General features: G+C 38.5%; 17 protein-coding genes and 1 pseudogene. 9 read left to right on the top strand and 9 right to left on the bottom strand.

The genetic code is table 11. The features are described 5' to 3' along the window. Positions 1 to 485: 485 nt before the first annotated feature. A complete protein-coding gene (locus tag CHI06_RS27080; protein WP_095251747.1) occupies positions 486 to 1409 on the top strand; it encodes an AEC family transporter in 924 nt (307 codons plus the stop codon). 138 nt (positions 1410 to 1547) lie between these two features. On the opposite strand, the gene CHI06_RS27075 is transcribed toward CHI06_RS27080, so the two are convergent. Further along, positions 1548 to 2147 carry a hypothetical protein gene (locus CHI06_RS27075; RefSeq protein WP_257009475.1) on the bottom strand — a complete coding sequence of 200 codons (600 nt, stop codon included), beginning with the start codon at positions 2145 to 2147 and terminating at the stop codon, positions 1548 to 1550. Between the two features lie 50 nt (positions 2148 to 2197). After that, a complete protein-coding gene (locus tag CHI06_RS27070; protein WP_095251745.1) occupies positions 2198 to 2989 on the bottom strand; it encodes a hypothetical protein in 792 nt (263 codons plus the stop codon). A gap of 357 nt (positions 2990 to 3346) precedes the next feature. On the opposite strand from CHI06_RS27070, the gene CHI06_RS27065 reads away from it, so the two are divergent. After that, positions 3347 to 4168: a LysM peptidoglycan-binding and 3D domain-containing protein gene (locus tag CHI06_RS27065; RefSeq protein WP_095251744.1), complete on the top strand. Its 822-nt coding sequence runs from the start codon at positions 3347 to 3349 to the stop codon at positions 4166 to 4168. A 96-nt stretch (positions 4169 to 4264) separates the two neighbouring features. Here CHI06_RS27065 and CHI06_RS27060 read toward each other — a convergent pair whose 3' ends face one another. The 6 genes from CHI06_RS27060 to CHI06_RS27035 all read right to left on the bottom strand — a co-directional run bounded on the left by CHI06_RS27060 (position 4265) and on the right by CHI06_RS27035 (position 14130). Then, a complete protein-coding gene (locus tag CHI06_RS27060; RefSeq protein ID WP_095251743.1) occupies positions 4265 to 7132 on the bottom strand; it encodes a leucine-rich repeat domain-containing protein in 2868 nt (955 codons plus the stop codon). Between the two features lie 222 nt (positions 7133 to 7354). Next, complete coding sequence (locus tag CHI06_RS27055; RefSeq protein WP_095251742.1) at positions 7355 to 9424, bottom strand: beta-galactosidase; 2070 nt, start codon at positions 9422 to 9424, stop codon at positions 7355 to 7357. A 36-nt stretch (positions 9425 to 9460) separates the two neighbouring features. Further along, positions 9461 to 10312 (bottom strand): sugar ABC transporter permease, encoded by an 852-nt coding sequence (locus CHI06_RS27050; RefSeq protein ID WP_095251741.1) that lies wholly within the window; start codon positions 10310 to 10312, stop codon positions 9461 to 9463. A gap of 3 nt (positions 10313 to 10315) precedes the next feature. Further along, the gene (locus CHI06_RS27045) at positions 10316 to 11572 is read right to left on the bottom strand and encodes a carbohydrate ABC transporter permease (protein WP_095251740.1); all 1257 of its coding nucleotides are present in this window, start codon (positions 11570 to 11572) and stop codon (positions 10316 to 10318) included. Positions 11573 to 11698: 126 nt separating this feature from the next. Beyond that, entirely contained in the window at positions 11699 to 12976 is a 1278-nt protein-coding gene (locus tag CHI06_RS27040) for a sugar ABC transporter substrate-binding protein (RefSeq protein WP_095251739.1), read from the bottom strand. A 161-nt stretch (positions 12977 to 13137) separates the two neighbouring features. Then, positions 13138 to 14130, bottom strand: coding sequence for a LacI family DNA-binding transcriptional regulator (locus CHI06_RS27035; protein WP_095251738.1), 993 nt, complete (start codon positions 14128 to 14130; stop codon positions 13138 to 13140). 204 nt (positions 14131 to 14334) lie between these two features. Between CHI06_RS27035 and CHI06_RS27030 the strand changes: the two genes are divergently transcribed. The 7 genes and pseudogenes from CHI06_RS27030 to CHI06_RS27005 all read left to right on the top strand — a co-directional run bounded on the left by CHI06_RS27030 (position 14335) and on the right by CHI06_RS27005 (position 22047). Beyond that, on the top strand, positions 14335 to 14955 hold the full coding sequence (locus CHI06_RS27030; protein ID WP_095251737.1) for an MFS transporter: 621 nt from the start codon (positions 14335 to 14337) through the stop codon (positions 14953 to 14955). Between the two features lie 20 nt (positions 14956 to 14975). Beyond that, positions 14976 to 15539, top strand: a complete 564-nt coding sequence (locus CHI06_RS27025) for a hypothetical protein (RefSeq protein ID WP_095251736.1) — start codon at positions 14976 to 14978, stop codon at positions 15537 to 15539. 232 nt (positions 15540 to 15771) lie between these two features. Further along, positions 15772 to 17211: a L,D-transpeptidase family protein gene (locus CHI06_RS27020; protein ID WP_095251735.1), complete on the top strand. Its 1440-nt coding sequence runs from the start codon at positions 15772 to 15774 to the stop codon at positions 17209 to 17211. 178 nt (positions 17212 to 17389) lie between these two features. Further along, a complete protein-coding gene (locus CHI06_RS29520) occupies positions 17390 to 17944 on the top strand; it encodes a hypothetical protein (protein ID WP_142301032.1) in 555 nt (184 codons plus the stop codon). 152 nt (positions 17945 to 18096) lie between these two features. Further along, a pseudogene (locus CHI06_RS27015) lies at positions 18097 to 19668 on the top strand (acetolactate synthase large subunit); the annotation flags it as partial. Positions 19669 to 19797: 129 nt separating this feature from the next. Continuing rightward, entirely contained in the window at positions 19798 to 20460 is a 663-nt protein-coding gene (locus CHI06_RS27010) for a hypothetical protein (RefSeq protein WP_095251733.1), read from the top strand. 66 nt (positions 20461 to 20526) lie between these two features. Beyond that, positions 20527 to 22047 carry a glycine betaine uptake BCCT transporter gene (locus CHI06_RS27005; RefSeq protein WP_095251732.1) on the top strand — a complete coding sequence of 507 codons (1521 nt, stop codon included), beginning with the start codon at positions 20527 to 20529 and terminating at the stop codon, positions 22045 to 22047. 65 nt (positions 22048 to 22112) lie between these two features. Here CHI06_RS27005 and CHI06_RS27000 read toward each other — a convergent pair whose 3' ends face one another. Beyond that, on the bottom strand, positions 22113 to 23192 hold the full coding sequence (locus CHI06_RS27000; protein ID WP_095251731.1) for an undecaprenyldiphospho-muramoylpentapeptide beta-N-acetylglucosaminyltransferase: 1080 nt from the start codon (positions 23190 to 23192) through the stop codon (positions 22113 to 22115). Between the last annotated feature and the right edge of the window lie 95 nt (positions 23193 to 23287).

Below are 23287 nucleotides of genomic sequence, written 5' to 3'. Positions count from 1 at the left end.
ATCTAACATGTCTTAAGCGACAGTGATACTATCATATCACATCTCTATTATTATTTCAATATAATAATTTAACTTTTTTTTCTTCTTACTTTTAACTAGAAAAGCTGGCGTTAAAAGCAACTCCCTTATAGTAACACCTTCGTTTTACTTATGCAATAGAAAGTTTTATTTTTTTTAGAAATAACTTTTCTTCAAAACCTTTCTTATTATTTACAAGATCTGTTCACTCTAAGCAGCTACCTTGAGTTTTCAGCTGATGTAAGAACCATCCTCAACGATGAGATTGTTACCCAATCTCCACCCTTACTCCTTTTTCAGTCAAAAATTTCAGTAATGGCATGTATCCAAGTAAATAAAACCTTATAATGAAGAGAAAATCTACTATATATAATTAAATACAAAATTCGAAGCAACATCTTTTCAATATTGCCCTAAAAAGGCTTCAGAGGAATTGATAGTTTGTTAATTAGAGAGGAAGTTTTTTTATGTTAGCTGAAATTTTTTCCACGCTTTTTGATGTGATTGTACCACTCTCTCTACCTGTCATAGCAGGGGCCTTGCTTTTTAGGTTTGGTAAGCTTGAGATCAAGCCGCTTTTAAACTTTGCGTTATATTACATAACTCCGTTCTTGATTTTTGATACATTAATGGAAGCGCACCTGTCGCGTGAGGATGTTTATTTGACTCTTGCCTATTCCCTGTTAACCCTTTTTTTACTTGCGTTTGTAGCTAATATTTTAGGCAAATTGCTCAAACTTCCTGCCAACGATATCGCTGGGTTAACCTTAATTTCCTCCTTCACCAATGCAGTCAACTATGGAATCCCGCTTACCTTGCTAGCTTTCGGCCAGCTGGGGCTCGAAAAGGCATCCGTATACATTGTCATGCAGATGGTCATGATGCATACGTTAGGAATCTTCTTTGCAGCACGTTCTCATTTTACAATCAAGAATGCATTTAAATCGGTTTTTGCCCTGCCGGCTATTTATGCGGTATTGCTAGCCATGGTGTTACGCACATTTGATTTAACCCTGCCAAGTGGTCTCTCCACCGGAGTTTCCATGATCGCAGAAGCCTACCCGCCCATTGTTCTAGCAGTTTTAGGAGCACAAATGGCCAATGTGAAAACAGAAAGCATCACCAGAAATACCCGGATCACCTTTTGGTCAGGCATGGGTATGAGATTATTGATTGCCCCACTCATTGCTTTATTGTGTCTAAATCTATTAGATATTAAAGGAATTATGTTCTCCACTTTACTAGTATTATCCTGTATGCCTGTTGCAATCAACGCCGGCATTCTCGCAGAAAAATTTGATGCGTCACCAAAAGTGTTAACCAAAACCATTCTTTGGACTACCTTATTATCCTTTTTCATATTGCCAATTCTGATTGTTTTGGTTAAGTAGAACCCAAGGAGATATCCTTCAATAGTCATATTGTTGAAGCAACCAGATTTGTACTGTTTTTTTATAAAATAAAATGGCTCAGTTCACTTTACTGAGCCATTCCTTCTATTCATTATTGCACCTTCTTCTGATAACTTACTATAAAGTGCGTGTAGTCTCCTCGTCTATTAACTTAAAATGAATATCAGATGATGTTCCTTCTTCAATATGTTTTGGAACATCTGATAATTCGAGTAATTCCTTCACATGAATAGATTTTTTACGATTTGCTTCTATTGTAATACTATACGGGCCAGCTAAATTCATAAGTGACTCCATTCGTACTTCGTCTTCCATGAAAAAAGAATCTATAAATTCCAACTCAAATGACACTGCCTCATTACTGCGATTATGTAATACAAGATTGCATTCCCCATTCAATAAGTCTTTGCTCACAGACTCAAAATTGCACTTGCCATTACCATCGTATGAAATTGCTGTAATCCCACTTGCTAACGTTTCTTGGTAGATCGTAATTAGAAGATTGGGTAAAAGTGCATAAACAATTACAACTATTATTATTGTTCGAAAGTGATATTTCTTTATACCAATGACAAGTAATATCATGGCGATTATAAACAATACGGACCCAATTATCCCAAGTAAAATATAGCCATCTTGATTGCGAATTGGAAATGACATGAATGTAGAACGTGCTTCTACCATTACATTGTTAGGAAACGGGAAATATAAATACATACATATACCTAAAATAATAACTGAACCAATGAGGGCCAATTTGCTTTTTATCATCGTATACCTCCACTCTTTTCCTCATATACTTTTTCAGCAATTCTACGGATATAGATTTTAATCCCTAATAAACTAAGTGCTCCCACTAACAAGGTGGAAAGATTCGGGATAAAAATCGTCCAAATAATCGAAAGCAAATAAAAGAAATAGTATCCGCCGAGAGATAGATTAGTTTCCCTTACTGATATGAATCCACTTTTCAAAAATTCCGTCTTTAGTGCCCGTAAATATTTTGTCGATAAAACCAAAATAACACCGACAACCCCAACAAAGATAAAAATATCCTCAGCTATAAATACAGCAATGCAAAAGGCATAAAACATATAGTCAAGTCTAGAAATGGCATTATTGATTGGCGTTTCATCCAAAACTTGACCCATCTTATAAAACAATTTGACTTCTTTCATAAAATCAAGCTGGAGCTCTTCCACTACTTTGTTTATTTTGTAGTTTAGTAAATTTGAAGCGACAAATAGAATAATGAAGAGGAATATTGGTAAAAGAATAATGTTCCATTTTGTGTAAATCACATGGCCAAAAGTAAGGAATAAAATAATCCCGCAGCACATGATACCTACATTCATATTAGAGTATTTTCTTACAGCCCTTATTTTTTTATCAAAGGATAGGACGATGTAAAATGTACATAAAAAGATAAATACCCCGATCGTTAATAAAAACAATATGAGTTTAAAGATATTTGCGTCGGTTGATTGGTGCGGAATGGCTAGAATAAATAGTAATAGGCACAGATAATAACTAATATGAAGTCTCAACAATAATTTCATTATATTATTTCCTCTATTTTAATATGGTTGTCATAAAAGTTTTCTTACAGTAATCATTTTCTTGGGCCGCTCTTTTTCCTTAAAATGATAAATTAACAAAGAAATGGAAAATTACTGCTACTAGTTACATATATTAACGAATGGAATTCAATAGATAAATAGGGATAAGTTACTAATACCCTATCTATGAACGTAGGATTCATATCTAATTATTCATTTATTTTTCAGAAATATTATTGCAATATGAATGCCACGTTAGTAAACGAATTAACACCTCCCTGTTCTTTTTCTCAGAAAATTCTATGTTACGATTTAATTATTAAAAATTAGCAACCAAAGAACATGGAGGGTAAAAGAATGCTTAAGAAAATAATATCTATTTTAGCAGTTGCTGTACTCTCAGTAACTGTAAGTGCTAATGCGCTAGCGGCATCCATTACAGTGCAAAAAGGGGATACCCTTTGGGCTCTATCACGCGCAAATGATTTGTCAGTAGAAAATATTCAAAAGTTAAATAATCTCACCACAGACCTGATCCACCCTGGGGATGTACTAACCGTTGCCCCTGAGAAACGTTATACCGTTAAACAAGGCGACACATTATGGGATATTGGTATTGATCATCAGGTAACTGTTTCCCAAATTAAAGAATGGAACCAACTGTATAGTGATCTCATACATCCAGGATTAAATCTAGTAATCTTTGAAGGATTAAAAAATAACACTATTTCTTTATCAGAAAAACCAGCACAGCCTGCAGCAGAAACACCGACCGAAAGTGCACCTGCAGTAGAAGCGTCAGCTCCAGTCGAGAGCGCACCTGCACCTGCAGTTGAAGCACCAGCTCCAGCGGAAAGTGCACCTGCAGCAGAAGCCGCAGCACCTAGCTCAAAGGAAATCATTGTAGAAGCTACAGCCTATACGGCTACATGCGAAGGCTGCTCTGGTATAACTGCCACTGGAATTGATCTGTTATCAAACCCAAATCAAAAGGTCATCTCTGTTGATCCATCTGTTATTCCACTCGGCAGTAAAGTGTATGTAGAAGGCTACGGGGAAGCAATTGCCGGAGATACTGGCGGAGCCATTAAAGGAAATAGAATCGATATCTTTATCCCTACTAAACAAGAAGCAATCAATTTTGGTAGAAAACAAGTAAAGGTAACAATCCTTAACTAAATATTTTTCAAAAAAACGTGCAGAGCCTGTAGACTCTGCACGTTTTTTTAGCTTATTTCCGAAAAACATTCAATTTGTAATGCAGTTAGATATAATTTATCTATTTACTGCTTTTCTACGTGTGATTGCAAAAAAGGTAACTCCTAAGACAACTAAACCAAGACCAATTACTAACAAGTTAAAGCTATTAGTTGCAGTGTTTGGCAGACTTGTTGCTGTTTGCGTTTCTTTCTTAGCTGGGGTTGAGCCCTTTTCAGTTACTTTGCCTGGGGCAGTTTCTTGATCAGTTGGATCTTCCCCTTCTCCAGCAGATCCATCACCTGGCTCTTCAGGGGTTTCTCCTGGATTCTCCTGTTCCACCGCTGTCTTTACAATGGTTGTTCCATAAACAAAGCGTTCAAAGTCATCACTCATACCAATGATTTCAATCGTATATTCTGTATCCGGCTGAAGATCACTGAAGGTATAGGTGGTTTCATCAAGATCGATTGCGACTTCCTCACCATCAAGCATGATATAGTAGACAAAATCCTCGTAGCCATCCTTTGTAACAGGCAGCCAACTAATCTCAATGGAATTCTCAGTTACTTGATTAACGGAAATATCGAGATATTCATAATTGACGATAACCCCATTGTCTTCTAATGTCTGAATCACGGTAAGCGCTTCAGAACCTTCACTTAAATCTAATGGATTCTTCATTAGTTGGACGTATTGTAATTTCTCCAATGCCAGCAAGCTCGTAATATCCTCAATTTCATTATAACTGATGTTAAGATATTCAATATCTAAGCCCGCTAACGGTGTAATATCTTTTATTTGATTCCCTTGTAAAGACAACATCGTAAGCTTTGAAAACTTAGATAGAATACTAATATCCTTTATTCCATTACTATCTAGCATTAACGCTTCTAGATTTGCTAAGGGTGCTAAACCAGTAAGGTCTGACAATTTATTATCGCTCATCGATAAAAAGGTTAAACTCGTTAATCCAGCTATTGGCTCTAAGTTACGAACCAAGTTAGAATCCAATTGCAATTCCATTAGATTAACAGCTAACTCTAACCCATTGAGCTCCTCAATCCCACGATCGCTGGCATCTAAGCTTGTTAACATTTTCATATCACTCTCGTAGAGATCACGGGAGTATATATGCAAGGCATCACGTACCGCTTCTTTTAGAGCTGGGTCTTTAAACGGAACAATCTCACCCTCTGGTACAGGCGGAGTCGTCACGTACGTAAACGCACTACCCCAAATAGAACCTTCTTGATCGACTGCGTCCACTGTAATCTCATAATCTGTTAACGGGTCGAGATTTGAAAACTGGTAATTTGTCTCGCCCACTGGAATCTCTGCCACTAACTCACCATTAAGATAAAGATGATAGTTGCTGATGAAATCAGAAATGCCAGGGAAACTAATTTCAATTCCAAGCGAGGATTCTGATACTTCTTGAATGATAATTTCGTTACTATCTAACACCCACTCCACATTAACGCCTGCTGAGATAAGGCTTTTTAACACCTCAGCATCTTCGGAACCTTTTGTAAAATCAAGACCCTCGTTCCCGTACAACGTCACACTTGTGAGCTTCGGAAAATCTTTTAGAATCTGAATATCTTCGATTTGGTTAAAAGACAATAACAAATTCTCCAGGCTTTTTAACCCTCTTAACTCATCAAGACTCGTAATCACATTTTCATCTAAATCTAAAAAAACTAGATTTGTCAGGTTCGCAAGCGGTGAAAGATCTTCAATTTGATTGCCATAAAGCATCAGGTCAGTAAGATTGACTGCGCGCTCAAGGCCTGTTAAATCACGAATTTCTGAATAGCTCGCGTCAAGGAAAGTTAAATTTTCCAAGTCATCTGTGTAAATGTCACGATGATCAATTTTTAATTGCCTTTTAATTGCATTTTTTAGATTTTCATCAGGAAAACCAACAACTTCACCTATCGGAAGAGGTGACGTAGTGACATCAGCACTTACACTTTCAATTGTTCCATCCTTGTGGACGTAGTCTACTTTTACCTGATAGAACGTTTCAGGCAATAATCCTGTAAACGTATAAGACATAGTGAAAGGATCGTTGATACTTTCAACTAGCTTGTCATTTAAATAAACAAGGTAACTTTCCATTTCCTCAGGATCAAAAGGCCCATCCCAGCCGATTGAAATAGATTGGTCATTTACAGTTTCAATTTTTAAAACCTTTTTTATTTCAAGTTTTTCATCAGGTAACACCATTTCAATTGGGTTTGTTACATAATCCTTCCCACTCTCAATGGTGAACTCAGCGGAAATTTCTTCGTCTGTAGAATAGTTTGTCGTATTCAAACGATAGGTGCCAATAGGAAGTTCAAGGTCACGGGATTCAGAATCGTATTCAATAAAAAAGCCTTCCTCATCCAAATAACCATAATAATTGATTTCAGATACCTCATCACTAATTCCCTCAACGGAAAAATCTAAGGTCCAAGGTATATTTCCTTGATCAGAGACCACTTTGATATTTGTCATGACGACCTCTTCTTCTACATTGGCCGCTAACAATTCAATTTGTGCATCTTCCGCTTGTCCAACGAAAGTATGCTCAATTGAAGCACTTACAACTTTTTCACCTGTCGATAGGGTTGCAGAGATTTCATATGTATATAAGGTATTCTTTTCAACAGATTGATCCTCGTAGGAATACCTTCTGACATTGTCTTCTGCCGATTCATTTAATGGTATCGGCTCAATGTCTAGTGCTTCACCATTTTTTATTAATTGGTAGTTTGATAGTTCTTCCCCATCATCGTTCACCACTTCCCAAACAATAATAGTGGATTCCTTTTTATCGGTTACATTTAGTAAATGTAACCCTGCCGCAGCAAAGGTTTTCAAACTGGCAAACGGGCTAAACAGAGAAAATAGTAATACTAGAACAATAATAAGATTCGTCCATTTTCGATTATACAAACCGCTCTCTCCTTAGTATAAAGTTATCCTAACCTAGTAATTATATATCGAGAATGAGCCATTTGATATAAGATTTTTCTAAATTTTTACATATTTCGTTTTACTAAATATATATCCAAAAAAGCCTGACCCCTATAAGAGGTTAAGCTTGATTCCGGTCTCACTTTAAGGCTGCTGTCCGCCTGAGGTGGACAGTGTCCACGAGCGGTGACAGGCACCCAATCACACACCATCATTTCTTTTTTCAAGAATTCTTACTTCGTATTTCTCCAATGTAAGTCCGCCGCTAGTCTCTTCACCAGTAATTAGATCGTGCACTGGTGTTTCAATGGCAACCGACTGCTTTTCTTCGGTGAAGTTCATGATAAAGATGTAATCACTTTCCTCTGCTTGTCTAACTTGGACGGATACACCCTTTTCGTGTTTCACTTTAAATACTGGTTCAAGTGACAAGTCACGGATCAATTCTTGGTAGAAATCCCGCTGGAATTGATCTTCTAAACGGCCGCCAATATAGTAGGCTTTCCCACCTTGATACTCATGGCTCGTTACTGCTGGTGTTCCCGCATAGAAATCATCATCATAAGTAGCTTCAACCGTTGCTGTATCCACCTTAATAACCGTCGCATAATCCTTTAGCTCGTACGATTGATTTCGATAACTAACCGCATTTCGATCACTTGGATAGTACGTATCTGTTTCAACGGGGTTGATTCCAAAAATCTCTTCCAGACCCTTGTGCCATCCGCCCATATACGTTAGATCATGCTCATTCACAATCCCGCTAATATATGTCGTGACTAATCTGCCGCTGCCAGCAACAAAACTCTTCAAACGAGCAATAGTCTCTTCACTCATTAAATAAAGCATTGGAATAATCAACAATTTATAGGCCGAGAAATCCTGTTCCTTCGTAATCACATCAACAGGAATATCCTGTTCCCAGAAAGCACGGTAATGCTCCACCAAGGTTTGCGGATAACGCTTTGTCTGTAAACCATAACCTTGTGCATCATTTAGCGCCCAGTTGCTTTCCCAATCATATAGAATCGCAACATCACTAGGACGATTGGTTCCAACAACACCGCCTAATTTTTCAAGCGTCTTACCGACTTCCGCAACTTCTTGGAATACGCGGTTTTCAGAACTATTATCATGATCAACGACAGCTCCATGGAATTTTTCCGAAGATCCGCGAGACTTCCGCCACTGGAAGTAAAGGATACTATCAGAGCCATGAGCCACCATTTGCATCGATGCAAGCTTATGCATGCCTGGTCGCTTTGCTTTATTAACTGGATGCCAGTTCACCATGCTCGGTGTCGATTCCATTAATAAAAATGGCTGCTGTTTTAAACAGCGGTACAGGTCATCAATAAAGCCTACTCGCATCGCCAAATCCGCTGTGCTCTCCCAATCATTATGCCAGGCCGGATAGGCATCCCAGCTGATGACATCCAGATGCTTGGCAAATTTGCTGTAATCAAGCGCTTGGAATGGGATTAGCTCATGCGTGTCTGCCATAAAGTTCGTGGTAATCGGAATCTCTGGCGTCAATTCTCGGATTGGAACAATTTCATTTTCATAAAAATCAATCGTTTGGTCGGTCACAAAACGGCGCCAATCTAGATTTAAACCGTGAACCATGTTTTCTCCAATCGAAGAAGGAGACTCAATTTGAGACCAATCTGTAAACGTATGACTCCAGAACGGACCCCACCAGGCATCATTCAAGGATTTTAAATCGTTATTGTATTTCTTTTTCAACCAGCCTCTAAATGCATCCTGACAAAGATCGCAATGACATTCGCCGCCGTACTCATTGGAAATATGCCACATCAATAAGGCAGGATGATTCCCATAGCGTTCTGCCAACAGCGTATTAATCTTCTGTGTTTTTTCACGGTAAACAGGTGAAGTAAAACAGTGATTATGCCTTCCGCCATGCAGCTGCTTCACTCGAGCCCCATTGACTCGAAGCACTTCAGGGTACTTTTGTGACATCCAAGCAGGTCGAGCCCCGCTTGGTGTCGCCAATATCACCCGGCCACCAAAGCTATAGATGTCATCAATCACTTTATCCAGCCATTCAAAGTTGTAGACTCCTTCTTCAGGCTCAAGTGAGGCCCAAGCAAAAATTCCAACCGAAAACGTATTCGTATGAGAAAGCTGCATTAATTTTATATCATCTGCCAAAATATCTGGACGGTCTAACCATTGATCAGGATTGTAGTCTCCGCCATGAAGCATAAAGTCCGCCTTCGTCACGTAAGTTTTTTCATGTTTAGACATAGTAATCTCCTTTTACATTTGTTGCTTATTTCACCATTATCCCTTCGTTCCACCTGCAGTTAAACCAGATACAAATTGCTTTTGCAGAAGCAAGAAAGTAATGGCAATCGGAATACTAATTAAAATTGCACCAGCTGCGAAGGTCGTATAACTCGCACCCATAACATCGTTCACTAATTTATATAAGCCAATTGGCAGCGTGAAAGAATCCGGTGTTCGGAGGATAACCGAAGATAATACGAAATCCCCTAGCGGCCCTGTAAATCCATTCATCGCCACAACCGCTAACATCGGCCTTGATAAGGGCAGGATAATTTGCCAAAAAATTCTAGAATTGCTCGCTCCATCAATCTTTGCACTTTCATCTAAATCCATTGGAATCGAATCCATATAACCCTTCATTAGATAGGTATTCATCGGAATTTGCCCGCCAATATAAAGGAGGATTAATAACCAATGACTATTCATCATTCCTAAGATTTGCGCTAATACAAACAGTGCGATTAACGCAGCAAATTGCGGAATCATTTGTAATAACAGAAATAGCATCAATGCATTTTTTCTTCCTTTAAAGCGAAAACGTGAAAAAGCAAAAGCTGTAAACGATACGGTAATCATCGTCCCTAACATAGTAAATATGCTTATTTTCAACGAGTTCAAATACCATTTTCCATATTGAAGACTCTCTTTTCCCGCAAATAACTCTTTGTAGTGATCCAGCGTTGGATTTTCCGGAATAATCGAGGTACTGATTAAACTGTTACCTGGGTTAAAGCTTGCCCCTACGGTCCAAAGTAATGGATAAATAATCAGGACGGTCATAAAAAGTAAAAGGGCATAGGTGAAAAATAGACGGACGAATCGGTTAGTTTTCATAGTTGTCTGCATATTTTATGCCCCCTCCTTGAATGAATTTGTACGTCTGAATTGCCATAAAGCGATACCGATAACAAAGATCGATAATAAAATCGTTAAGGCTGCTGCTAGCGAGTATTGACTTGATTGCATGGTCAGCTTATAGATCCATGAGACCAAGATGTCGGTTCCACCGGCCGTTGAACCCGCCACAGCAGGGCCGCCGCCATTGAAAAGGTAAATAATATTAAAGTTATTAAAATTAAAGGTAAACTGCGTAATAATAATCGGTGCCATCGCAATCAATATCATCGGCATCGTAATATTCTTAAATTTAGCAAAAATAGAGGCACCATCAATCGTGGCAGCTTCATATAAATCCTCAGGAATCGACTGAAGGACACCAGTCGTTACGATGAAGATATAAGGGAATCCAAGCCAGCCCTGCATAAGAATAAGTGCTACTCTCGCCCACTTCTCATCCGTCATCCACGGAACAGGATCCATTCCGAAAAATGCTAAAATATCATTGTTGATTGCACCAAAACTATCATTAAATAGTCCGGCAAATATCAGGATCGTTACAAATCCCGGCACAGCCCATGGTAAAACCAAAATGGTACGGAAGAATTTCTTGAAACGTACTTCCTTTTGGTTCACGACAATCGCTAAGAAAACACCAAGACTAACTTGAAGGGATGAGGCAACAAGCGTCCAAATAACCGTCCATGCTAAAACATCAAAGAACGTGGACCGCCAAATATCAACAGTGAAAATCTCAGCAAACGTCTCGAGACCAACCCAATCTGCCAAGTTCGCCGGTGGTGAATGGTATAAGTCATAATTGGTAAACGCTAACGCGAAACTAAACAGAATCGGAAAGATTACCGCAAAAATTAATAGGAACAATGATGGACCACTAATTAAGTATGGATATCCTTGTCCAATTAAATTTTGATACTCACTCTTTAATGAAGTAACAGGGAAATTTTCATCTCTTAATTTTCCATTATTGTATGCATCTTTAAGATTCCAATAATAAATACCTAGTCCAAACGCAGAAACAATTAAAGCAATAATCCCCTCAGCTAAAAGAAAGATGGAGTTATCCCTGGGCACTTGCGTACCGAGTGTAAAAAGTCCCCAAAACCCCATATTTAAGAGATCCCCAAAGGCTACAAAAAACGATGCAGCAAGGATAAGGAAAACAAGACCCTTCACCCATTGCTTATTGTAAAACTGTCCAAGTCCAGGAATAATGGATAACAGCGGGGCAATCGTACGATGTTGCACTATCTTCACCTCTTTATATAGATGACCATTAAAGTTGAATTATTTAATGGTTCTACTATTCGAATTCATATAACAATAATGGTGTCAAACATAATTAGCGTTTGACACCATTATTGTGATAACTAATTATTTTCCGCTATGTTTTGCTTCAATTTGACCTTTGATGGTTTCAACCGCTTGATCTAATGCAGCTTTTGGTTCTGCCTTACCTGTTGCAATGGTTTGTAAAGCTGAGTCAGCAGGTGCCCAAACCTCGTTCATTTGAGGAATATTTGGCATTAACACAGAGAATTTAGATTGCTCAGCAACCGCTTTTGCTGCAGGGCTTTCCGTAACAACTGGGTCAGTAGCTAAAGAAGCAACAGCTGGAACTTCTTGTGTAATTTCATATCTCTTTTTAGAATTTTCTTCGTTTGAAATGAATTCAACGAACTTTTCAGCTAGCTCAGGGTTTTTAGAATAAGAACTTACGTTGTAGCTTTTCACACCAATGAATGCTGCCATGTTCTTACCGTTTCCAAGCTCAGGTAACTTTTGTACACCAAAGTTTACGCCTGCTTTTGTAAATGGCTCGATATTCCAAGGACCAGAAATGATCGCAGCAGCTTTTCCTTCAGTAAACAATGATTCAATTACATTAATACCTTGTTCACCAACAATACCTGCTGGGAATACACCTTCTTTATAGAACTTCTGGATATATTTCGCACCTTCAACTGCACCAGCATTATTGATTCCGATATCAGTTGGATCGTAGCTTCCGTCATCCTTTTGACCAAAGATGTAGCCACCATATCCGCTTAATACACTGTTTGCATAATAGATTTGATCAAATAGGGCTAAGAAACCAAACTTTTCACCATTGGCCACACCTTTAGAATAGTCATACCACCCTTCAAGTGTAGTTGGGAGCTTGTCCTCAGTGATAAGATCTTTATTGTAAAATAGCATCGTTGTTTCTACTGCCTTTGGTAAACCATAAACCTTACCTTCTACCTTTTGCGCGTCCATTGCTGCTTCCGTATAAATTCCTTGAGTGGCATCATCCACATCTAGTTCTTTAATTAATCCTTCTGTAACAGCTGTACCAATCTGGTCACTTGGCATAGTAAGAACGTCTGGACCTGTACCCGCTGGTCCATCAAGACGCAAGTCTTCAATTTGTTTCGTATATTGTTTTTCTACCATCTTAACTTTTACATTGTTTTCTTCTTCAAATTTGGCGATGGCGTCTTTAATTCCTTCACCCTTCATAATGTCTTCCCAAACGAGTAACTCATTTGATTTATTTGCTTCCTTTTTATCTCCGCTATCTTTCGCATCATCCTGTGGACCACAGGCAACTAAAGATAAACTTAAAGCAATACCACTCATAACGCTAAAGTACTTTTTAAAATTTTTCATGGATGTACATCCTTTCAAAATATATTTAGTCGTTCTTTTACTAAATGCTCTTCGTGAAAGCGCTTCGGTAAATTTAATATACCACCGTCAAGAAAACAAGTAAACAATTTATTTACTAAAATAGGTAAATTATTTTACAAGATTATTAACTCTTTTAAAAATTAATTTGTACTCTTTCTAACCACTAGCTCAGATCCAATATATAAGGTTTTAACTAATTTGCGTTTTTCCACCACTTGTTCAAGCAATAACTGAATACCATTTTTACATATTTCCCTCATATCAATGTGGAAAGTAGTGAGCGGCGGCGACACATACTTAGCCACACTAATATTGTTTATGCTGACAATACTCACACGATTAGGTATTGCAATTCCATGCTCATTCAACGCTTGCAGGCAGCCTACTCCTATTGGGTCCGCAGCAATAAAGAATGCCGTAGGTAATTGATCTCCCAGCTGTTGAATGGCTCTTTTCATCAAAGAATAGCCCGTATCAACAGAAAATCCTCTGCCATGAAAAACATATTGATCTTTTAATAGGCCTTTTCTCTCCATATACCTGCGAAACACACGTTCACGCAAATCCATTTCATCCTGATCTGTGTTTGGATTGTGATACGTACCGCCAATAAAACCAATCTCTGTATGACCTTTTTCCATTAAGAAATCGACGGTTCTTCTTGTAATTTGCGGTAGATCCGGCCTGACAGAATCAAAATGATTCGGGTCAGGTGATGTATCCAAAAAGACTCCATTAGACGTAATGCTTCTCAAATACGCCAGCTCTTTGTCTGAAAACGTACCTACAGCAATGAATCCTTCAATCGAATCTGGAATTTGGTGAATACCATCGTTAATTTTGTAGGTAATCAGTTCTACATTGAATAGCCTTGCCATTTTCTCTAACTCAATCCGCATGGTTTTAAAATAAACATCCTCTAATTCCTCTATATCCGTTAACCAATATAAAAAAGCGATATTCTTTACGAGGAGTCTCACCGTTTTCTTGCGGTAATTCAACTCTTCTGCCACTTCATATATTCTTTCACGCGTTTCATCTGAAACAGAAAGGCTTTGGTCATTGTTGAGAACCCGGGAAACAGTAGAAGTAGAATAACCCGCCTTTTCGGCTATATCTTTTATTGTGGCCATTACGAAACCTCCATATGATTTCTATTTATCACTATCTAAAAGTGAATGAAATTTAGTAAACTTATTTACTAAATGTTACTTTATTATTCACGAAAATTCAACATCGTTTTTTCGCTTCATGGTAATAAAAAGCAATTGTGTTGTCATTTTCATTATGCTTTAATAAATTTCAGGTAAAGTATCGAAAAGATTGAGGGGAACATTTTGAGCTCAGCACAGAAATTTTTACTTAGTATCCATGCTTGTTACGGGTTGGCGACAACCATGTCAGGTTTATTCCTAAATCTTTATTTGTGGAGATTGTCGAATGATTTGACCGTGAATGCTTCCTTTATCCTCGTAACCTTCTTTTTTGGTACCGTCTCATTTGCAGTTGGTGCCCTGTTGTCAAAAAAGACGGACCGAATCTTTAGTTTTCAGATTGGCATTGCCTTTACAGCTATTTTTTATTTACTTGTCATTATTTTACAAGAAAAAACTGCAGCTTATCCGATGTTAATCGGTATTCTAAATGGAACCGCCGCAGGATTCTACTGGCTCGGCTATCTGGTGTTGATCTATGACCTCGTGGACAACCAATCTCGCTCGCAGTTCATGGGAAAACAAATGGCTGTATTTGGAGTGGTCAATACTATCGGTCCTGCCTTTGCAGGGTTTATTATTTCCAAATTGAATTTACTGGCTACAACCTTGTATTTACTCTTTCTTTGTTATTATTTTTTACAGGTCTTATCCTTAGCTTTCGGCTGCCAAAGGATACCTCAGCAAAAAAGCTTTTGTACCTGCGTTTATTATGGAAATTCAACACTCGAAAACCAAATTTGAAACCAATGTGGTTCGGATGGTTGATTTGGGGAGTTTGTGAAGGTTTACTGGGATTCTTCCCGACAGTCATCTTATTTATGAGCGTAAAAAATGAATTCTTAGTCGGAATTAGCTCGATTTTGTTTGGGTCCGTTGCTGTCCTTTCAAGTCTATGGCATTCCAAGTACAACGATAAGGAAAGAGAGCCTCGTACTTTACTGATTGTCTGGTTGATGTACTTCCTTTCATGTATCCCGATGATTCTCAATATGAATATATGGACAGTGTTTATCTTTCTTATCGTAAATGAAATCAGCAAAGCACTGTTAGGCGTCACCTATTTTAGCTTCATGTTTAGAACGATAAAGGATCTTCCCAAATCAGGACTTCGGACAGAATCAATGGTCATGAGGGAGATAATGCTCAATATCGGGAGAATTCTTTCGATTATCACGTTTATTGCGCTTTACCTTTTTGCACAAGAATGGACCTATTACTACCTGCTCTTTGCGATCATTATTCAAGGGCTGTTATTTAAGATTATTTCAACCGAAAAAATTGGGTTTATTGTAAGGAAAGATGTAAAAATAAAACCTGAGATGTAGATACTTTTACAGCAGCGAATACTCGTTGCTGTTTTTTATATTTTATTGGTCACTCCAGATTCAATAAAATAAAAAATTTCCACTTATTTACATAAAACGACAAAGATTTTACTATTCAATCTAGTAAAATAGGAGTAGTATTTATTAAAGATTAAAAAGCATTGATGAACATCAATTTGCTGTGTTGATGGACCTTGAATGCTGTGTTTAAAGGTAAGCGGAGGGGATTTTCATGGAAAATGCAATACAAGAATCTAGGGTAGAAATGAATACAGGAAATTCATTTAAAAGGTTTAAGAATTGGAAGTTCATTACAGCAGGCATCATCATCGTTATCGCACTCATATGTGCAGCAATGAGCTTTTACCAGGCAACTCACTTTAATCCAAAGGTCAAGATTAATGGCATAGAAGTCGGTGGGCTGACAGCAGAAAAGGTGCTGAAAAAATTAGAAACCACCGTTTTAAGTAATGTCGTTTTTATCGGAGAACAACAAATTGTAGATGGAAAAGATACTCAGTTGGGATTTGCAGAAAATGACCTGCCTAAAATTAAAAAACTACTTAAAAGTCAGTGGACATTTTTTCCTCTATTTAAGTCTAAAGAATATTCCTTAACACCAAGCAAGCAAGACCCATATCGCAGTGTCAGCTTGAAAGAGGAACTGGAACAAAAGCTCATCTCCATGAATCAGAATTTAAAAGCTCCTACAGATGCTCAAGTTAAGCTGGAACAAGGTGAAATTGTGGTTACCAAAGGCAGTAGTGGAGAGCAATATGATATAGGAGGCCTGCTGAAGGACTTCCAAAGTCAGAAATTTTCGAGTGAAATCCATTTAAAGCCTGCACTTTTACAGCCACTTACTGAGGAAAGCACTACTATCCTTAACCAAAAGAAAAAGCTGGAAGCACTCCTTCAGCATACGGTGGACTATAAGGTACAGGATAAAGTACATTCTCTAAAGGGCAGCGATTTCATTAAAAATGCCTCTGTGACAAAAGATATGAACGTCACAATAGACCCAAGCGATTTGAAAAATAAAATTGCCGAAATTAATAAAGCTCAATCGACGTTAGGTAAAAATTTCACCTTTAAGACCCATTCAGGTTCCGATATTTCGGTTAAGGGAGAAGGTTATGGCTGGGCGCTTGACGTCGAAAAAGAAACAGCGCTCGTTCGAGCAGCCTTTGAAAAAGGAGAAAAATCCATTTCTGCTTCTAATATTCACGGAAATGGCTGGAGCAATGAGGGCTATGGCTATGAAACGATAACCAACAACGGCATTGGCGGTAATTATGCTGAAGTATCCATTGCCGAACAGCGGATTTGGATTTACAAAAATGGACAATTGGTCCTAACCACAAATGTGGTTACCGGCAAGCATAGTACAGGTGAAGATACATCAAAAGGAGTATGGTATATTCTCTTTAAACGAACACCATACACCCTCAAGGGCAGCGCTGTCGGCAAAGCCGATTATTCCGTTGAAGTCGATTATTGGGCTCCATTTACAAACAGCGGACAAGGATTTCACGACGCCGGTTGGAGAACAAACTGGAACAGTAACGCCTATCTTACACAAGGATCAGGTGGATGCGTGAACGTTTCGCCAAGTGTAATGAAAGCCGTATATGATAATCTCAATGTGTACGATCCAGTTGTTGTTTATTAGAAAATATAAATCAGGGAATCTAATGATTTCCTGATTTTTTTCTGTGAAAATATAAATCTACCCACCATAACAGGAACCGCATTAATAATTCTACTAACTTGGGTTCGAGAATACCTTAATAGAAGTACCCTAGAAAAATCCCATCTTCTTACTTATGACAAAAAGGGTGATGACTTCTATGTTTCGGAATAAGGATATAAATGAAAATATCTTACCACTCATTACGATAGTTAGAAATCAGAGAAGCCTCACCTTTAAATTAGTCGCTTCCGCGTTAATGAGTTTAATCGCAGCAATATTGCAAGCAGCAGGCGGAGTAATACCAGGAATCGGGATGCTGATAAGCCCCTTTTCCTCTGCCCCCATCATCATAAGCGTGTTAATCTCCCCCTTGTATGGAATATTAAGCTATTTTCTAACCATTTTTCTATTACTACTCCTTCAGCCTTCAGAACTTATTTTCTTCCCATTTACAACTGGAGCAATGGCCATCGGAATTGGCATTGGTTTGATTCTGTTTAACAAGGTTTGGAAGGTAATATCCTTTTCAAGCTTATTTCTATCTATAGGGATTTGCCTCTTACTCTACCTCCTTCAAATCCCTGTTTTAGGGCCATTTTTAATCGAATTTAGAGTATTGAATGTCCTCATCATTTACATATTTTCACTTGTATATTGTTGGATATGGATCGAGCTAGTCTTACGGTTACTAAAACCGCGGGGACGGTTCTAATGGCCTTTTTCACAAAGTAGTAAGACACCTACCAAGCAGGTATTACCAAAAAATGACCGCGAGAACCGTCCCCATAGCACATCTTTTAGTAAATGAAGGGGAAAATAGGAAAAATGTAGTTTGAAAGGTGTGTCTTATGGAAAGCAACAGATTTACTTGTGCAGTGCTTAGAAAATGAGGGTGTTGAGTATATTTTTGGCATCATGGGGAAGGAAACCCTTGACCTGATGGATTCATTGTCTAAATCGAAACAAATTCAGTTTGTAAATGTTCGTCATGAACAAGGAGCCGCTTTTATGGCGGATGTATACGGTAGATTAACTAAGAAGGCTGGCGTTTGCTTAGCGACATTAGGACCTGGCGCAACCAATCTATTGACCGGAATAGCAAGTGCAACTCTTGATCATTCCCCGGTTGTAGCCATCACAGGACAAGCAGGCTTGGATCGGCAGCATCTAAAATCCCACCAATATTTAGATATCGTTAAAATATTTGAACCCGCTACCAAGTGGAGTGTTCAAATTAAAGATTCACAAACCATTTCAACCATTATTCGTAAGGCATTTAGAGTAGCGCAAATGGAAAAGCCGGGTGCTATTTTAATTGAATTACCCGAGAACTTAGCGTCTCAAATGATTCCAACCCAGCCATTACCCGTAACACCTATTCCAAAAAGTGCACCTGTTTCACAAGCAATCGAGGATGCTCGTACGCTAATAGCTCAGAGCCAAAAACCAGTTGTCATTGTAGGAAATGGAGTTATAAGGCAAGACGCAGCGGCAGAACTGCTTACATTTGTCGAAAACCTACAATCACCTGTGATCCATAGTTTTATGGCAAAAGGAATTTTACCTAAAAACCATCTACTGAATTATTTTACATTTGGTTTTACCAAAGACGATGAAGGTTTGCCGATTATCGAGGAATCTGATTTATTACTTGTCGTTGGTTTTGATTTGATTGAAAAGCTGCCTAAGGATTGGAATAAAAAGATGTGCCCTATTTTACATATTGATCCAATGCCAGCTGAAATGGACGAGCACTACCCTGTTACGGGGGAATTGGTAGGAAATTTAAAGGAGACATTCCAGGCGCTTAATAAACTGGATATTCCCTCTAGGCCGTGGGTTCCCATAGGGAATTTAAAAGAACGGATAGAGACAGCTTATCAACTCAATATAGATCCAAAAGGAAATCAATCCTTATCGATAGAAAATATCCTGACCGTTATTGAAAAACTTACAACGGAAAAGACCATTGTTATTTCAGATGTGGGTGCCCACAAGGTATCCATTGCCCGTACGTTTCAGCCAAAACAAGCCGGTCGACTCATCGTCTCCAATGGATTAGCCACAATGGGAATTGCCTTGCCTGGTGCCATTGGCGCCAAGTTAGCTTGCCCGGATGCTCCCGTTATTTGTATTACTGGGGATGGCGGGGCCTTGATGAATATTTCCGAATTAGAAACCGCGAAACGATTAGGCCTATCTTTTATCATCATTGTATTAAATAACTCTGTGCTAAAACTAGAAGAACAAATGATGCAAGAAAAATTTAATCATAGCTTTGGTACAGACTTTGGAAACCCTGACTTTGTGCAGCTAGCTGAAAGCTTTGGAATAAAAGGAGTAAGACCTAATCAATTAAATGAATTTGAGCAAGTATTGAAGGATGCATTAAATCAAACCAATGAACTGACACTGATTGACGTTATCCAAAATTAAAACCGGGAAACCGCGGGGACGGTTCTGATGGTTTTTTTCACATGGTTACAAGGTACCGATGAGACACCTACCAAGTAAGTATGACCAAGAGAACCGTCCCCATGGAAACCATGGAAAGGAGCTTTGTCTGTGAAGTTGTATCAAGTACGAAAAGGACAATTTGTCTATTACAATAATGAGTTGCATAGGGTATATGGCGTAAAGCCGATGTATAAACAATCTGTTCATATTATAAGGCTTAGGGATTTGACGCAGCAATTAACCAATTCAGCGAGTGTAGAGAAAGTCAAACCTAAGGAGCTTGACAGCTTTATTTTTAATCATAAAGCTTATACACTCAGTCGAGATCGCAAAGCTGAAGTTGGAGATTATGTTTTAATTCATAATCCAATGCCCGATTCCCTGGATACTTATTCTTTAAACGAGATCGATCTTGTTGAAACCGTTGATAAACAAGGGGTCGTTACAAGTAATTCTCATGGAATTAAGCATAACGAGTATTTATTAATGGTACCAGGCCGTGCAAGCGGGAGTACTTCGATTGATTATCAAAATAGTGAAGGTGAAGATGCAGAAAACGTACAAGACGTTGATTCCAACGATTTACATAACCCGAACAACGAACACTTCCCTGCTATAGGAGATATTTATAAAAATGATGAAGGATACGAGGCTATGGTCGTCGCACTAAAAGGTGGAACAGTTTACCTTGGCGGTGGTTTGGAGTTGTCGCAAGAAGAGTTGAGGAACAGTGCCAAGTGGGAATTTCTCTATAATCTCCTTGATAAATGAATGCCCTTTGAACATATAAAAACGGGAACGTTTCTTATTTTTCCTTACACCTAGCAGGAGGTTTATATGGATAGAAAAAAACTGAACGAAAACATTGTTTTTATTTTATCATTGTTACTCACTCTCATCTTTATTGTTTGGGGAGTCTTTTTTACAGATAATCTCGCCAAGGTCACCGATACAATTTACAATGGATCGATTGATTACCTGGGATGGGTATATCTTGGTGCCACCCTCTTCTTTGTCATCTTCTCTATCTACTTACTGTTCTCTAGATATGGTGATATTCGGTTAGGCAAAAAAACAGACAAGCCTGATTTTAACACGGCCTCATGGCTTGCTATGTTGTTCGGTGCTGGAATGGGGATTGGAATTGTGTACTGGAGTGTCGCTGAACCTGTTACCCATTACACGACTCCTCCTTATGGGGAAGGATATACGATTGACGCAGCGAACACTGCAATGAAATATACTTTTTTCCATTGGGGACTAGATCCATGGGCCATTTACACGGTGATTGGTCTTGCCCTTGCCTTTTTTCAATATAACAAAAAGCTTCCTGCAGCCATCAGTTCGGCGTTCCACCCGTTTCTGGGTGAGAGAATCTATGGCCCGATTGGAAAAACGATTGATATCCTGTCTATCTTCGCAACCGTATTTGGGATCGCCACCTCTTTAGGCCTAGGTGCTATGCAAGTTACAGCTGGAATGCATGCGATTTTCGGTGTTCCCAATGAGTTATTCGTCCAACTAATCGTCATCGCGGTAGCGACAGTCCTTTTTATCATTTCCATCAATACAGGTTTAGAGAAAGGAATCCAATTCTTATCCAATGCGGCGATGATTTTATCTTTTGCGATTATGCTGTTGATTTTGATTGTGGGTCCCACCATGACGATTATTAAGGTCTTCTTTAATACGACGGGCCTTTATATTAGTGACTTTATTCATATGAGTTTAAGGCTTAAACCTTTCGGAGAAGGGGAATGGATTGCATCCTGGACGCTTTTTTATTGGGCATGGTGGATTGCCTGGGCACCGTTCGTAGGTATGTTTATTGCTCGAGTTTCGAAGGGTCGAACCGTAAGAGAGTTTGTAATCGGAGTGTTAATTGTCCCTACACTCGGAACATGTCTCTGGATGTCCATATTTGGCGGATCCGCGCTTGAAATCGTTCAAAACACAGGTAACAATGATCTGGCCAAATATATTACCGAAAACGTGTCATTGGCTATTTTTACATTCTTTGATTATCTCCCATTAAGTTCTGTGTTAAGTATTTTAGGGTTTGCTGTCGTAGCCATTTATTATATAACGGTTGCCGATACAGCCACTTTTGTTTTGGGGATGCTTAGTGAAGGCGGGACATTAAATCCTTCAAATAAAATCAAAATGACTTGGGGTGTTATTCAATCTGCATTGGCTGCCGTATTACTATTAGCTGGAGGATTGAACGTTTTGCAAACAGCCTCCATAGCAGCCGCTCTCCCTTTCGCCATCATCATGATCGTCATGTGCTTCTCTTTACTAAAAGGCTTAAAAAGTGAAATCGGGGAAAAACCGAGGGAACCGAGGGGACGGTTCTGATGGTTTTTTTCACTTACTCATCCTTACTTGGTAGTTACGAGGCACCTACCAAGTAAGGCTTCTTATCAAAGAATAGGACCAGGAGAACCGTCCCCATTGATCTCGTCCACAAGTGTTTGTAATGCGTTCCCCTTATGGGATTCTTTCATATTCTTTTTGAATTCATATCTATTTTTATAAATAGTAGTTACATTTTCAATCATCGTTTTAACAGTAAGTTTTTCTTCTTCTAATGTATGGGAGTAGCCTTTTTCTTGAAAAGCCTTTGCATTTAAAATTTGGTCTCCTCTACTTTGATTTAATCCTAATGGAATAATAAGCATGGGTATATGTAAGGCTAGAAATTCGAATATGGCATTTGAACCGCCTCTGGTGATAACGATGTCCGTTGCCGCTAAGATATCCGATAATTCATCATGAACATATTCAAATTGTTTGTATCTTGGATGGGTTGTTAAATTGCCATCTAGGTTATTTTTCCCGCACAAATGAACAACCTGGTAAGTAGCCGTTAGTTGATCTAAGGATTGCCGGACTACTTCATTTATTTTCTTTGCTCCTAAACTTCCGCCCATAATCGTTAAAATGGGACTATGATGATCAAATCCTAGAAAACTTCTTCCTTTTAGTGCTGAACCGCTTAATATTTCTTTTCGAATGGGAGAACCAATATCCATCGTTTTATTTGCTGGAAAGAATTTTTTTGTCTCTTCAAAGGAAGTAAATATCCGTGTTGAAAATCTTTGCGATATTTTATTTGCTAGTCCTGGAGTCATATCACTTTCATGAATATAAATGGGTATTCCTAATGTTTTAGCAGCTATGATGACAGGAACGGAAACAAATCCCCCTTTTGAGAATACTAAATCAGGCTTGATCTTTTTCAGAACACTTCTGGCTTCAAAACATCCTATTAGTACGCGAAATATATCCACGAAATTTTCAAAGTTTAGATATCTTCGAAGTTTCCCACTATTTATACCGAAGTATGGAATGCCGACTTTTTCGATTAACTCTTTTTCAATTCCCTTTTTTGAACCGATATAATATTTATCCCAATTGCCCAGCTCGTTAATTAGTGCAATATTTGGTGTGACATGCCCAGCAGAACCTCCACCAGTAAATACAATTTTCTTCTTTGACATAATTCCTCCTGATTACTCATCGTTTTCATTCATTATACGTTATTACAATCTGGTTTAGGGTGACCGTGGGGACGGTTCTTCGAGACCGCTGAAAA

This window comes from Bacillus sp. 7884-1, assembly GCF_002272245.1.
Classification (GTDB): Bacteria; Bacillota; Bacilli; order Bacillales; family Cytobacillaceae; genus Neobacillus.
Note: the sequence above shows the minus strand (reverse complement) of the source record. Positions and strands in the feature narration are given on the sequence as shown.